Raw genomic sequence first — 13355 nt, forward strand, 5'->3', positions numbered from 1 at the left:
ACAGTACTTAAGGGGTGTTCGTCGTGTACCAGGTTCCTGACCAGCGAGGTAAGCGCATCGTCGTGACCGGCGCGAACAGCGGCACGGGCAAGGAGACGGCCAAGCGACTGGCGGGAGCCGGGGCCGACGTCTTGCTCGCGGTGCGCACGGAGGCCAAGGGCGAGCAGGCGAAGGCGGAGATCCTCGCCGCGCACCCCGGCGCCCAGGTCGAGGTCCGCCGGCTCGACCTGGCGGACCAGGGGTCGGTGCGCGTGTTCGCCGACGCCCTGATCGCCGAGGGCAAGCCGTTGGACGTGCTGGTGAACAACGCCGGCGTGATGAACGTGCCCGCTCGCACCGAGACCGCCGACGGCTTCGAGCTCCAGCTGGCCAGCAACTTCCTCGGCCCGTTCGCGCTGACCGTCCGGCTCCTGCCGTTGCTGCTGGTCGCTCCCGCGCCCAGGGTCGCCACGATGAGCAGCGGAGCCGCGTTCCGGGGGAAGATCGACTTCGACGACCTGCAGTCGCGCCGCCGGTACAGCCCGATGCTGGCCTACTCCCACTCCAAGCTGGCCGACCTGCTGCTGACGGTGCGCCTGGCGGACCTCGCGCAGGAGCGGGGATGGCCGCTGCTGTCGGTCGCCGCGCATCCCGGCTACACCCGCACCAACCTGATGACCTCCGGTCCGCATCTGAACGGTGGACGGCCCGGCCTCGTCGAGTCGGTGGGGTACAAGGTCCTGCCCTCGCAGGGCGTCGAGCAGGGCTCCGAGCCGCTGCTGTACGCGGCGGCCGACCCCGGCGTGGTCCCCGGCGGCTACTACGGCCCGCGCTGGGCGCTCGTCGGTCCGACCAGGCCCGCCTCGCTGCCGCGGCCCGCCAGGGACAAGGCGCTCGCCGCACGCCTGTGGACCGAGGCCGAACGCCTCACCGGGACGTCGGTGGAGGTCGTGGGCCGGTGACCCCACGTTCGGGCAAGATCGAAGCATGACCCATCGAGTTGACGACATGCCGTTGCCGGTTTGGCTCCCGGAGTCCGGTTCCGGCCCCGGCATCGTGCTGATCCAGGAGATCTTCGGCCTGGACGGGTACCTGCGCGGTGTTGCCGAGAAGCTCGCCGCGCTCGGCTACGTCGTGGCCGTGCCCGAGTTGTTCCACCGCTTCCAGCCGGGTTGGGTGGGCGAGCACGACGAGGCCGGCATCGCGAAGTCGATGGAGGTCGTCGGCAACCTCGACTTCCCGCTCGCCGTGCAGGACGTCGTCGCGTCGGTCGAGTACCTGCGCGGCCTGCCCGAGGTCACCGGCGGCGTCGGCGTGTTCGGCTTCTGCCTCGGCGGCACCCTGGCCTACTCGGCGGCCGTCGCCGACGGCCCGGACACCGCCGTGTCGTTCTACGGCTCGGGCGTGCCGGACCAGATCGGCGCGCTGGACCAGGTGTCCTGCCCGATCCAGTTCATCTTCGGCACCGAGGACGCGTTCATCACCGGCTACCAGAAGGTCGCGGACGCGGTGCCGTCGCACGAGGGCGCCGAGATCCACCTGGAGGCCGCGGGTCACGCGTTCCTCAACCACCTCGGCCCCTGGTACGACAAGGACGCCGCCGACCGCGCCTGGGACCAGTCCGTGAAGTTCCTCACGCGCACGCTTCCCGCCTAGGCGATGCACGGCACCGCGAGCTGCTGCGAGAAGAACCTCTCCAGCGGCTTGCGGTGCAACCGGCGTTCGACCGCGATCAGCTCGTTGCGCCGGTAGTGCCTCACCTGTGTGCTCGTGACGACGAACCCGTTGCGTTCGGCCGTCGGCATCTCGTCGTAGAGCAACGCGTGCTGTCCTTGCGTCACAACGACATCCGCCAGCCCGTCCGGAATCTCGCCGGCCCTCGTCGCGATGGTGGCGGCGAGCGCGTCCGGCCGGTTGCGCAAGCGGCGATGCGGCCACGGCACCCCGTGGTGCTCGGCCTCCAGCGTCCGGTGCAACGCCCTGGCCGCGTGCCGGATCGCCTTGATCGAGTCGCCGGTGAGCACGTGCGCCTCGGGCGCGTCCAGCGTCGTGTCCCTGCGGAACCCGGTGCACACGATCACCCTGTCGTACCGCAGCTCGCCGGTGCCGTCGATCGTCGCGACGAACTCGTTGCCCTCCTTGACGACCCGCTGCACCGTCCGCCCGACGGTGTGCGTCACCCGTGCCGTGGACGCGATGTTGTCCGCCGTCTCGAACGCGCTGTGCCCACGTCCGATGATCAGCACCCGCTTCCCCGCGTACTCGGTCGGATCGGTGCTGGCCGTCGCGTACGTCTCCGCGTGCTCGACGCCGGGAATGCTGGGCAGACAGGGCTTCTTGCCGGTGGCGACGATGACGTGCCGCGCGTTGTACTGCCCGGCGTCGCGGACCGGCGTGTTGTAGCGGACGTTCAACGGCCGCGCGAAGTCCTCCAGGTACCGCACCAGGTCGTCCGCGTTGGGGAAGGACCGCTTGCTGTAGCGCGCGAACGGCACGCCTTCGAACAGCGAGTTGTCGTCCGTCGAGAGAACACGATGCCGCGGGAACGTCCGGAAGAAGCTCGCCGGCTCCGGCCCCGCCTCGACGATCAGGTAGTCGCGGCCTGCACGGTGTAGAAAGCGCCCCATCTGCAAGCCCGCCGGACCCGCACCGATCACCAGGTACTCCACCATCACGCACCTCCCGGCGTCCTCTACGCCGAGCACGGCGAAAAGGTTCAGACGGGCGGTCTGCCTCCATGATGACCGCTACCGGCGAGTTCTGGCCAACCTTCCCGCCTGCCGGACACCCGGCACGCGGATAGGCTGAACCGATGAGGTTCATCGCGGTGCCGGCACTGGCTTTGCTGCTGGCCTCCTGCGCCTCCCAGGCCGCGCCTCAACCCACTCCATCCCCCGAGCCCACGAGCGAGTCCTCCATGCCGCCGACGCCACCCGGGCAGGAACCGTTCGAGATCACGACGGAGGTCAACGGCGTCCGCGAGTGGCAGAACTCCCCGGAGCAGATGGGATTCGTCTACCGCGTGCAGCCCATCGACTTCACCCTGACAGCCCGCAACACCGGCAGCACACCGCAGTCGGACGCCCGGATCAGGTTTGTCGTCGAGGACATGGACGGCGAGGGCGACCTGACCGTCGGCGGCGAAGGATGGACGTGCGAGGGCGGCCGCGACATCGCCTGCACCGCCACCGGCACCACAGCAGCAGGCGGCACCTGGTCCCCGCTCACGCTGACGATGCGGCACACCAAGGCCGGGCAGACCAGCGTCGTCGTCCACTGGGGAGACGTGGCGCCCGACGTGATCTTCCGTTACGACGCCGGCACCTGATCTCCGCCACTACGCTCGCGCCGTGGCGAAGGCTGATCGCGAACTCTGGTCGATCCGGACGCACATCGGCACGGTGGTGCTGATCGGCCTGGCGGTCTTCGCGGTGGCCGCCACCCTCCTGTGGCTGGCCCTGAGCATGCCGACCGCGGTGAACACCCGAGTCGACATCATCAAGATCGCGCTGTCGGTGGTCGCCGGCGTGGGCGGTGTGGTCGCGCTGGTGGTGGCCTACCGCAAGCAACGCGTGGGCGAGTCCGCCGAGAAACGCGAACACGCCAAGGTCCTCAACGAACGCTTCGCCACCGCCTGCAACCAGATCGGCCACGACAAGCCCACAGTCCGCCTGGCCGGCCTCTACGCCATGGCATCGCTGGCAGACGAGTGGACCGCGCAACGCCAGACGTGCATCGACGTCCTGTGCGCGTACCTCCGCATCCCGTACGAGCCGTCGCTGGACTCGGAATGGGACCACGACGAGGAGACCGAGGTCCGCCTCTCGATCACCAGCGTCATCGCCGCCCACCTCCGCGACGACGCCCCGACGAGCTGGCAGGGCCACGACTTCCACCTCACCAGGGCAGTGCTGCGCGCCGCGGACTTCGCCGGAATCCACATGACCGGCGGCAACCTGGTGCTCAGCCTGGCGCGCTTCCCCGGCGGCTGGGTGTCGTTCGACGGCATGAAGGTGAGTGGCGGCGAGGTGTGGTTCGGCGGCGCGACCTTCGCCGGCGCACGCGTCACGTTCCACGGCGCGCAATTCGCCGGTGGCCGCGTGAGGTTCGAGGGTGCGGAGTTCAACAGCGGCGAGGTGTCGTTCCGCGGAGCCCGGTTCGCCGGCGGTGAGGTGGACCTGTCGGAAGCGGTGATCACGGCGGCGCCGGTGTTCGACGACGGCGAGAAGCCGGGACTGAAGCTCCCGTGATTGTCAGGGGTGCCTGCCAAGATCGCCGCCATGGGCACCTGGGACATCGGTCATTTCGACAACGACACCGCCGCGGACTTCTCCGGTTCGCTCGACGAGGCACCGGAGGCCGAGCGCGAGAACATCATCCGCACCACGCTGACCCGCACGATCGAGGCCGACGAGTACCTCGACAGCGATGAGGCGTGCGAGGCCCTGGCCTCGGCCGCGCTGATCGCCGCACAGTGTCCGGGCGGAACGCCGATCACCACGGCGTACGGCCCCGACGAGCCGCTGCCGGTCTTCTCACCCGACCTGCGACCCCTCGCCGTGCGGGCCCTGGACCGCGTCCTGGCAGCGGATTCTGAGCTCCCGGAACTGTGGGACGACACCGAGCACGGCCCGCAGTGGCGGCAGAGCGTCGCCGACCTCAAAGCCGTCCTTCTCACCTGATGGACGTCGGAACACCCCCACCGTCCACAGTGTTGGATACGGCCGTGACGACTGTGAAGCGCCGTGCCCGTGTCCGTGCCCCTGAGCTGGTAGGACGGGGCTGGCTGAACACCGGCGGCGAGCAGATCAGCCTCAAGGACCTGCGCGGCAAGATCGTGCTGCTCGACTTCTGGACCTTCTGCTGCATCAACTGCCTGCACGTCCTGGACGAGCTTCGCCCCCTCGAGAAGGAGTTCGAGGACGTCCTCGTCACCATCGGCGTGCACTCCCCGAAGTTCGTCCACGAGGCCGACCACGAGGCGCTCAAGGCCGCCGTCGAGCGGTACGAGGTGCATCACCCGGTCCTGGACGACCCGGAGCTCACGACCTGGCAGCACTACGCGGTCAAGGCGTGGCCGACGCTCACGCTGGTCGATCCCGAGGGCTACGTGGTGCACGTCGCCGCTGGTGAGGGGCACGTCGAAGCTCTCAGGACCATCATCAAAGAGCTGATCGACGAGCACGACGAGAAGGGCACGCTGCATCGCGGCGAAGGTCCGTACCAGGCGCCGGAGCCGGCGAACACCACGCTGCGGTTCCCGGCGAAGGCCATCGTCACGCCGCGCAACACGATCCTCGTCAGCGACTCCGCCCACCACAGCATCGTGGAGCTCGAAGCGGACGGCGAGACCGTCATCCGCCGCATCGGCACCGGCGAACGCGGCCACCAGGACGGCACCTCGCCCACCTTCTCCGAGCCCGCGGGCCTCACCGAGGTCCCGAACACCCACGGCTACGACGTCGTCATCGCGGACACGGTCAACCACCTCCTCCGGGGCCTCAACCTGGAAACCGGCGAGGTCACGACCCTCGCGGGCACCGGCGAGCAGTGGCGTGACGGCGAGACGGACGGGCCCGCCGACAAGATCGAGCTGACCAGCCCGTGGGACGTCGCCTGGTGGAACGGCGGCGTCGCCATCGCCATGGCCGGCAACCACACGCTGAGCTTCTTCGACCCCGCCCGGAACACCGTCGAAAGGCTCGCCGGCACGACGGTCGAAGGCATCAACGACGGCGCGGCGAACCAAGCTTTCTTCGCGCAGACGTCCGGGCTCGCGGCGGACGGCGACCGGTTGTGGATGGTCGACTCCGAGACGAGCGCGCTGCGCTATCTCGAGAACGGCGAGGTGCACACGGTCATCGGCAAGGGGCTGTTCGCGTTCGGCCACAAGGACGGCGACGCGGACGAGGCGCTTCTGCAGCACCCGCTGGGCGTCACGGTCCTGAGAGACCACTCGGTCGCCATCAGCGACACCTACAACAACGCCATCAGGCGCTTCGACCCCGAGACGAACACCCTCACCACCATCGCCACGGACATCGCCGAGCCGTCCGACGCGCTGATCATCGACGACGAGCTCGTGGTCGTCGCGAGTGCGGCGCATCGGCTCGAACGGTTCGCGGCGGCCGCGACGAAGATCGACGGCGCGGCCCACGAGGTGAAGCGCCCGTCGAGCGACATCGGGCCGGGCGCGTTCGAGCTCGCGGTCGTCTTCACCCCGCCGACCGGGACGAAACTGGACGAAAGGTACGGACCGTCCACTCGTCTGGAGATCACCAGCTCACCGCCGGAGCTGATCCTGGAAGGCGCGGGCGTCGGCACGGAACTGGTACGCGCGTTGCGGATCAACGATCAGGTCACGAACGGCGTTTTGCACGTCGTAGCGCAGGCCGCCAGTTGCAGTGACGATCCTGCCGACGAACACCCGGTCTGTCGCCTGACCAGGCAGGACTGGGGGGTGCCGGTTCGAGTGGTTGCCGATGCACCTACCAGGTTGCCGTTGCTCATGGGCGGCATGGACGAGGAGCCTTCGCAAGCCACGTAGACTCTGCGGGTGCCTGATGTCAAGCTCGAGATCCAGATGCTGTACGACCGTGTCATGGTCCGCATCTCGCCGGAGGACGGCGAGCGGCGTTCCAGCGGAGGCATCGTGATCCCCGCTACGGCCCAGATGGCGAAGCGGTTGGCGTGGGGTGATGTGTTCGGAGTCGGTACCAGCGTGCGCCACGTGAAGGTCGGCGACCGGGTGATGTTCAACCCGGAAGATCAGCTTGAGGTCGAGGTGCACGGCACCACGTATCTCGTGATGAGGGAACGCGATCTGCACGCGGTTGCGACGGAGCTCACCGAGCACGGTACTGGTCTGTATCTATGAGCCGCCGGTTGTGATCGACGCCTGATAGCTGCACACATTTGCCACCTCAGGAGAGACAGGGCGACGGGGAGAGCTGTGCCGTACGACGCTGACAAGACGAGAGCGATGCCTCCGGTGGGTCCCGGCGGCACCTCCTCCGAGCAGACGACCAAGATCACTCCGGTCCGGGTGGACGCCTCGACCGAGGCGTGGCCGTCCGAGGAGCCGGACCCGAGCGAGCCGACCGTCACCGCTGCCGTGCCCGGTGTCGGGTTCCCGGCCAGCGAGGACGCCACCGAGTACATGAAGCCGGTGCTGCCGCCGGAACCGCGGCCGGAGGACTCCGGTGTCTACGGGCCGGTGATGATCGAGCCCGGCGAGGACGAGGCCCAGCCGAAGTTCAACCGGAAGCGAGCGGTCATCGTGGCCGCGGCCGTGGTCGGCGCCTTCGGCCTGCTCTACGGCCTCGACATTCTCGTCTCCAGCGGCAACGTGCCGCGCGGCGTGACGGTGGCGGGCGTCGACGTCGGCGGCATGAGCCACGCCGACGCCGAGAAGAAGCTGCGCGACGAGATCGGCCCGCGCCTCGACAAGCCCGTCGCGCTCAAGGCCGGCGATGTCACCGCCGAGCTCGACCCCAAGACCGCGGGTCTGGAGCTCGACTGGAACGGCACGATCGACCGTGCGGGCAGCCAGCCGCTCAGCCCGATCACGCGCGTCACCTCGTTCTTCACCAGCCGCGAGGTCGGTGTCGCGACGAAGGCGGACGACGCGAAGGTCTCCGGCGCGCTGGAGGCCCTGCGCCCCAAGCTCGACCACGATCCGATCGAGGGCACCATCAAGTTCGAGGGTGCCAAGCCCGTCGCCGTCGACCCGCACGACGGCCAGAAGCTCAAGGTCGAGGACGCGGCCGGCGCAGTGGTCTCGAACTGGGCGTCCGGGAACCCGGTCGAGGTCCCGATGGACTTCACCCCGGTCAAGACGACCAAGGAGGGCGTCGAGAAGGCGCTCAACGACGTCGTCAAGACCGCGGTCTCCGGTCCCGTCGTCATCAAGGGCGAGGGCAAGGACGCGACGCTCTCGCCGGAGCAGATCGGGGCCACGCTGGCCTTCGCTCCCGGTGACGGCGGCGCGCTGAACGTCACGCCCAACAAGGACAAGCTCGCCGAGGTGACCGCGCCGCAGCTCAAGGACACGGTCAAGGAGGGCAAGGACGCCGAGATCGTCTTCGAGGGCGGCAAGCCGACGGTCAAGCCGTCGGTGGACGGCCTCGACCTCGACTGGGACAAGAACCTCCAGCCCTACTTCGACACGCTGAAGAAGACGGACGCGCGCGAGATCAAGTTCGAGTACAAGCACACGCCCGCGAAGGTCACCACCGAGCAGGCGAACAAGATGGGCATCAAGGAGGTCATCGGCGAGTTCCAGACCGGTGGCTTCGCTCCCGCCTCGGGCGTCAACATCAGGGTCGTCGCCGAGAAGGTCAACGGCGCGATCGTGAAGCCCAAGGAGACGTTCAGCCTCAACAAGTACACCGGCCCCCGCGGTACCGCGCAGGGCTACGTCGAGGCGGGCATCATCGAGAACGGCATCCCCGGCACGGCGGTCGGTGGCGGCATCTCGCAGTTCGCGACCACGCTCTACAACGCGTACTACTACGCGGGCATGAAGGACGCGGGCCACAAGGAGCACAGCTACTGGATCACGCGGTACCCGAAGGGCCGCGAGGCCACCGTGTTCATGGACAACGCGGGCAACAGCCTGATCGACATCGCGTTCACGAACCCGGACGACACGGGCGTCGCCATCCAGACGGTCTGGACGGGCTCCTCGATCAAGATCGTGCTCTGGGGCACCAAGAACTACGACGTCACCGGCTCCACCAGCGGCGACTTCAACCCCACCCAGCCGCAGGAGAAGAAGGTCAACAAGGCCGGCTGCGCGCCGAGCAACGGCGCCCCCGGCTTCTCGGTGACGGACACCCGCACGATCAAGGACCGCCGCACCGGCCAGTCCCGCAACGAGTCGCGCACCGTCCGCTACGACCCGCAGTTCAAGATCATCTGCGAGCCTCCGCCCGGCGGCTGAGCAAACATTCAGGTTCACGGTGGCCACGCGGGGGTATTCACTCCTTCGTGGCCACTGTTGCGCAAGAGGCGAGAAGACACCCCGTCGTCCAGACGCTCGGACGCGCGGGGATGGTGCTGTACGGGGTCGTGCACGTCCTGGTGGCGTGGCTCGCGATCCAGGTCGCGTTCGGTGACTCCGAACAGGCCGACTCGAAAGGCGCGGTGAGCGACATCGCGCAGGGCGGCGCGTGGTTGCTGTGGACGCTCGGCATCGGACTCGTGTGCTTCGCGCTGTGGCAGCTGCTTCTCGCCTTCGTCGGGTACACCTACATCGGCAAGAAGCGGAAGCGCATCTCCAAGCGCATCGGCTCCGCTGCCCGCGCCATCACGGCGACCGGTATCGCCCTGGGTGCCTTCAAGTACGCGACGGGCTCCGGTAGCGGCGGCGACCAGAACCAGCAGCAGCAAGAACTCACGGCTCAGGTGCTCTCCTGGCCCGGCGGTCAGCTCATCGTCGGTGCTGTGGCGATCGGCATCCTCTCGATCGCCGGCGTGATCATCTACAAGGGCATCAAGAAGTCCTTCGAGAAGGACCTCGACATGGGCCGGGCTCCGAAGTGGATCGAGCCGGTCGGCAGGATCGGCTGGATCGGCAAGGGCACCGCGTACGGCGTGATCGGTGTCCTCGTCGGACTCGCCGCCGTCAACGCGGATCCCCAGCAGTCCGGTGGCATGGACAAGGCGCTGAAGACGTTGGCAGCACAGCCCTACGGCACGTTCCTGCTGTCCGCCGTGGCGATCGGTATCGCCGCGTTCGGCCTCTACTGCTTCGCCGCCGCGCGGGCGATCAAGGAGTGACGCCGGTGGCCGCGATCCAGTGCCGATGCCGGGCCGCGGCTGTCTGCGCCTCCACCGTCATCGACGCCAGGACCTGCCCCGCCGCCACGTAGAAGACGTTGGGGCTGGCGTTGTCCGGTCCCCAGCCGGGACTTCCCCGCAGCAGCAGGAGATCACCGGGATCCGGGTTCATCCCCTCGAACCAGGAGTCCTGCTCGACGCCGGTTCGCTGCCACACGATCACGGCCTTGGTGCCGCTCCCCGCTCGTTGGTACACCTGCGCGACGCTCGCCAGTTCAGCTCCTGGCGACGCGTCGCGCAGCTCGTTCATGTGCCGCCGGTACCCGAACCACAGCTCGTCCTGGCGCGCCTGCCGGTTCTTCAGGCGTCGCAGGACGATCGTCGCCAGCGCCGCGAGGCCGGCGATCGCGCACACCATCAGCAGGTACAGGAACACCGGCCAATCTTTGATTCCGAACGAGGGACTGTCAACTGACAACGAAATCAAGCTGCGTCTGGTGAGTTGATCGCGCTAGCGTGCCGGTCATGTCGAGTCCTGAGGCATCCAGGGTCGGGTCTGCGGTGTAGCCGTCAGCCCCGAAAACCCTTCGTCCCTCGGAGCTCCTCCGTGCCCTTTTCGCTGTACCTGCTTGCCCTGGCCGTGTTCGCCATGGGCACCTCCGAGTTCATGCTCTCCGGGCTCTTGCCCGCCATCGCCGTCGACTTCGACGTGTCCGTCGGCACCGCCGGCCTGCTCACCTCCGCGTTCGCCGGGGGCATGGCCGTCGGTGCGCCGCTGATGGCGGTGCTCGCCCGTTCCTGGTCGCCACGCCTGAGCCTGTTCGGGTTCGTCGTCGTGTTCCTGGTCGCGCACGTGGCCGGCGCCGTCACGACGAGTTTCACGGTGTTGCTGGTGTCCAGGGTGCTCGCCGCACTCGCGAACGCCGGATTTCTCGCCGTGGCACTGACAACGGCCACCGCGCTCGTACCGCCGCAACGACGTGGGCGGGCGCTCGCCGTGCTGCTGTCTGGCACGACGGTGGCCACCATCGCCGGTGTGCCGGGAGGGGCGTTGCTCGGCGCCGTGCTCGGCTGGCGTGCCACGTTCCTCGCGGTCGCCGTGCTCTGCGTGCCGGCTGCGATCGGTGTCCTGCAAGGGATTCCGGCGCACCGGGAGCGTGTCGTGCCGCCCGCGTTGCGTCCCGAACTCACCGAACTCCTGAAGCCACGACTGGCGTTGGTCATCGCGCTCGCGATCCTCGTGAACGCGGTGACGTTCGGCCACTTCACGTTCCTCGCCCCGGTGGTGACGGACGTCGCCGGGCTCAGCGAGTGGTGGGTGCCGGTCGTGCTGATGCTGTTCGGCGTCGGCTCGTTCCTCGGCGTCGCGATCGGTGGCAGGTTCGCCGACACCTCGCCACGGCCTGTCGTGGCGTTCGGCGGGCCGTTGACGCTCGCCGGCTGGGTGAGTCTCGACGTGCTCGGCAGGGAACCGCTCGTGTTGCCGGCACTGGTCTTCGTGCTCGGCGTGCTGTCGTTCGCGGTCGGCAGCACGTTGATCGCTCGCGTGCTGCACCACGCGACGGGGGCGCCCACGATGGCCGGTTCCTACGCGACCGCTGCGTTCAACATTGGCGCCGCCATCGGTCCGGTTCTCTTGTGAGGCAATGAAAAACGGGTCCGCGCACCCCGGGCAGGGGATGCGCGGACCCGTCGTCCTCGAGACGCTCAGAAAGCGCTCTCGTCGATGTCCATCAGCGCGTTGTCGGTCTGCTCGGCGATCTTGCGGCGCGAGGTGAGCTCCGGCAGCACGGTCTTCGCGAAGAACGACGCCACCGCGATCTTGCCCTCGTAGAACGCCTTGTCCTTGGCGGACGGCGTGCCACCGAGCTTCTCCAGCGCGACCTCGGCCTGGCGCAGCAGCAGCCAGCCGACGAGGACGTCGCCCGCCGTCATCAGCAGGCGGACCGAGTTCTGGCCGACCTTGTAGAGGTTGCGGACGTCCTCCTGCGAGGTGGTCAGGAACCCGACCAGCGCGCCGAGCATGCCCTGCAGGTCTTCGAGACCCTGCTTGAGCAGCGCCCGCTCCTCCTTCAGGCGACCGTTGCCGCCCTCGTTGTCGAGGAACTTCTGGATCTCGCCGTTGATGAACGTGAGCGCCTGGCCCTTGTCGCGGATGATCTTCCGGAAGAAGAAGTCCAGCGACTGGATGGCCGTGGTGCCCTCGTACAGCGAGTCGATCTTGGCGTCGCGGATGTACTGCTCGATCGGGTACTCCTGCAGGAAGCCCGAACCGCCCAGGGTCTGCAGCGACTGCGCCAGCTGCTCGTACGCGCGCTCGGAACCGACGCCCTTGACGATCGGCAGCAGCAGGTCGTTGACCTTCGCCGCCAGCTTCGCGTCCTCGCCGCCGAGCATCACCTTGTCCTGCTGCGTCGCGGTGTACAGGTACACGGCGCGCAGGCCCTCGGCGTACGCCTTCTGCAGCATCAGGCTGCGGCGGACGTCCGGGTGGTTGGTGATGGTGACGCGCGGAGCGGTCTTGTCCGTCATGCGCGTCAGGTCGGCGCTCTGCACGCGCTCCTTGGCGTAGGACAGCGCGTTCAGGTAGCCGGTCGACAGCGTCGCGATGGCCTTGGTGCCGACCATCATGCGGGCGTACTCGATGACGTCGAACATCTGCGCGATGCCGTCGTGCACCTCGCCCAGCAGCCAGCCCTTGGCGGGAACGCCGTGCTGGCCGAACGTCAGCTCGCACGTGGTGGACGCCTTGAGGCCCATCTTGTGCTCGACGTTGGTGACGAAGGCGCCGTTGCGCTCGCCCAGCTCACCGGACTCCGGGTCGAAGTGGAACTTCGGCACCAGGAAGAGCGACAGGCCCTTGGTGCCCGGCTTCGCCTCGACGCCTTCGCCCTCGGGACGCGCGAGCACCATGTGCATGATGTTCTCGGTCAGGTCCTGGTCGGCGGACGTGATGAAGCGCTTCACGCCGTCGATGTGCCAGGAGCCGTCCTCCTGCTTGAAGGCCTTGGTGCGGCCGGCGCCGACGTCGGAACCGGCGTCCGGCTCGGTCAGCACCATCGTGGCGCCCCAGCCGCGGTCGATCATCAGCTGGGCCCACTGCTTGTCGCGCTCGGTGCCGTTGTTGTAGACGACCGTCGCGAAGCTCGGACCCGCCAGGTACATGTAGACGGCCGGGTTCGCCCCGAGCAGCAGCTCGGACGCGGCCCACGTGACCGATGGCGGGGTGCCGAAGCCGCCCAGCTCGTTCGGCAGGAACAGGCGGTACCACTCGCCGTCCCACACCGCCTGGTACGACTTCTTCAGCGACTCCGGCAGGGTTGCCGAGTGCGTCGCCGGGTCGAACACCGGCGGGTTGCGGTCGGCGTCGACGAAGGAGTCCCCCAGGACACCCTCCGCGAGGTTCTTCACCTCGGCCAGCACGCTGCGCGCCGTGTCCTCGTCGGACTGCTCGAACGGCCCCGTGCCGAGGTGGTCCTGCACGTTGAAGACCTCGAACAGGTTGAACTCGAGATCCCGGACGTTGCTCTTGTAGTGGCCCATCTCGTCAGCTCACTCCTCAGGGTCGCGGCGGGGTCGCCTACTGACCGGTA

12 protein-coding genes and 1 pseudogene are annotated in these 13355 nt (G+C 68.3%); 10 read left to right on the forward strand and 3 right to left on the reverse strand.

The annotated features are described in order from the left end of the window. Nucleotides 1–23 precede the first annotated feature (23 nt). Together SK854_RS19380 and SK854_RS19385 are read left to right on the forward strand one after the other, a co-directional pair. Nucleotides 24–941 carry an SDR family oxidoreductase gene (locus SK854_RS19380; protein ID WP_319976501.1) on the forward strand — a complete coding sequence of 306 codons (918 nt, stop codon included), beginning with the start codon at nucleotides 24–26 and terminating at the stop codon, nucleotides 939–941. Nucleotides 942–966: 25 nt separating this feature from the next. After that, the gene (locus SK854_RS19385; protein ID WP_319976502.1) at nucleotides 967–1635 is read left to right on the forward strand and encodes a dienelactone hydrolase family protein; all 669 of its coding nucleotides are present in this window, start codon (nucleotides 967–969) and stop codon (nucleotides 1633–1635) included. Here SK854_RS19385 and SK854_RS19390 read toward each other — a convergent pair. After that, the gene (locus SK854_RS19390; RefSeq protein WP_319976503.1) at nucleotides 1632–2684 is read right to left on the reverse strand and encodes an NAD(P)-binding domain-containing protein; all 1053 of its coding nucleotides are present in this window, start codon (nucleotides 2682–2684) and stop codon (nucleotides 1632–1634) included. The two genes, SK854_RS19385 and SK854_RS19390, sit on opposite strands and share 4 nt — an antisense overlap. A gap of 107 nt (nucleotides 2685–2791) precedes the next feature. On the opposite strand from SK854_RS19390, the gene SK854_RS19395 reads away from it, so the two are divergent. The 7 genes from SK854_RS19395 to SK854_RS19425 all read left to right on the forward strand — a co-directional run bounded on the left by SK854_RS19395 (nucleotide 2792) and on the right by SK854_RS19425 (nucleotide 9762). Then, nucleotides 2792–3307: a hypothetical protein gene (locus SK854_RS19395; RefSeq protein WP_319976504.1), complete on the forward strand. Its 516-nt coding sequence runs from the start codon at nucleotides 2792–2794 to the stop codon at nucleotides 3305–3307. Nucleotides 3308–3329: 22 nt separating this feature from the next. Beyond that, on the forward strand, nucleotides 3330–4229 hold the full coding sequence (locus SK854_RS19400) for a pentapeptide repeat-containing protein (RefSeq protein ID WP_319976505.1): 900 nt from the start codon (nucleotides 3330–3332) through the stop codon (nucleotides 4227–4229). 9 nt (nucleotides 4230–4238) lie between these two features. Then, nucleotides 4239–4661 carry a DUF4259 domain-containing protein gene (locus tag SK854_RS19405; protein WP_319976506.1) on the forward strand — a complete coding sequence of 141 codons (423 nt, stop codon included), beginning with the start codon at nucleotides 4239–4241 and terminating at the stop codon, nucleotides 4659–4661. Then, a complete protein-coding gene (locus SK854_RS19410; RefSeq protein WP_319976507.1) occupies nucleotides 4661–6526 on the forward strand; it encodes an NHL domain-containing thioredoxin family protein in 1866 nt (621 codons plus the stop codon). Before SK854_RS19405 ends, SK854_RS19410 begins: the two co-directional genes overlap by 1 nt. A gap of 36 nt (nucleotides 6527–6562) precedes the next feature. Further along, nucleotides 6563–6856, forward strand: a complete 294-nt coding sequence (locus SK854_RS19415; RefSeq protein ID WP_084401587.1) for a GroES family chaperonin — start codon at nucleotides 6563–6565, stop codon at nucleotides 6854–6856. A gap of 282 nt (nucleotides 6857–7138) precedes the next feature. After that, nucleotides 7139–8923 (forward strand): VanW family protein, encoded by a 1785-nt coding sequence (locus tag SK854_RS19420; protein ID WP_406601801.1) that lies wholly within the window; start codon nucleotides 7139–7141, stop codon nucleotides 8921–8923. Between the two features lie 47 nt (nucleotides 8924–8970). Next, nucleotides 8971–9762: a DUF1206 domain-containing protein gene (locus SK854_RS19425; RefSeq protein ID WP_319976509.1), complete on the forward strand. Its 792-nt coding sequence runs from the start codon at nucleotides 8971–8973 to the stop codon at nucleotides 9760–9762. Here the strand turns inward: SK854_RS19425 and SK854_RS19430 are convergent. Beyond that, nucleotides 9752–10198, reverse strand: coding sequence for a hypothetical protein (locus SK854_RS19430; RefSeq protein ID WP_319976510.1), 447 nt, complete (start codon nucleotides 10196–10198; stop codon nucleotides 9752–9754). The two genes, SK854_RS19425 and SK854_RS19430, sit on opposite strands and share 11 nt — an antisense overlap. Nucleotides 10199–10369: 171 nt before the next feature. Here SK854_RS19430 and SK854_RS19435 point away from each other — a divergent pair. Beyond that, a pseudogene (locus tag SK854_RS19435) lies at nucleotides 10370–11398 on the forward strand (Cmx/CmrA family chloramphenicol efflux MFS transporter); the annotation flags it as partial. 71 nt (nucleotides 11399–11469) lie between these two features. Here the strand turns inward: SK854_RS19435 and SK854_RS19440 are convergent. Then, nucleotides 11470–13305, reverse strand: coding sequence for an acyl-CoA dehydrogenase (locus SK854_RS19440; RefSeq protein WP_319976512.1), 1836 nt, complete (start codon nucleotides 13303–13305; stop codon nucleotides 11470–11472). Between the last annotated feature and the right edge of the window lie 50 nt (nucleotides 13306–13355).

The sequence above is a fragment of the Lentzea sokolovensis genome (genome assembly GCF_033949975.1).
Lineage (GTDB): Bacteria > Actinomycetota > Actinomycetes > Mycobacteriales > Pseudonocardiaceae > Lentzea > Lentzea sokolovensis.

Bases quoted from the DNA above. Each gene is read 5' to 3' on its own strand.
- SK854_RS19415 (WP_084401587.1), top strand. From the start codon at position 6,563: ATGCTGTACGACCGTGTCATGGTCCGCATCTCGCCGGAGGACGGCGAG.
- SK854_RS19385 (WP_319976502.1), top strand. From the start codon at position 967: ATGACCCATCGAGTTGACGACATGCCGTTGCCGGTTTGGCTCCCGGAG.
- SK854_RS19420 (WP_406601801.1), top strand. From the start codon at position 7,139: ATGAAGCCGGTGCTGCCGCCGGAACCGCGGCCGGAGGACTCCGGTGTC.
- SK854_RS19395 (WP_319976504.1), top strand. From the start codon at position 2,792: ATGAGGTTCATCGCGGTGCCGGCACTGGCTTTGCTGCTGGCCTCCTGC.
- SK854_RS19410 (WP_319976507.1), top strand. From the start codon at position 4,661: ATGGACGTCGGAACACCCCCACCGTCCACAGTGTTGGATACGGCCGTG.
- SK854_RS19440 (WP_319976512.1), bottom strand. From the start codon at position 13,305: ATGGGCCACTACAAGAGCAACGTCCGGGATCTCGAGTTCAACCTGTTC.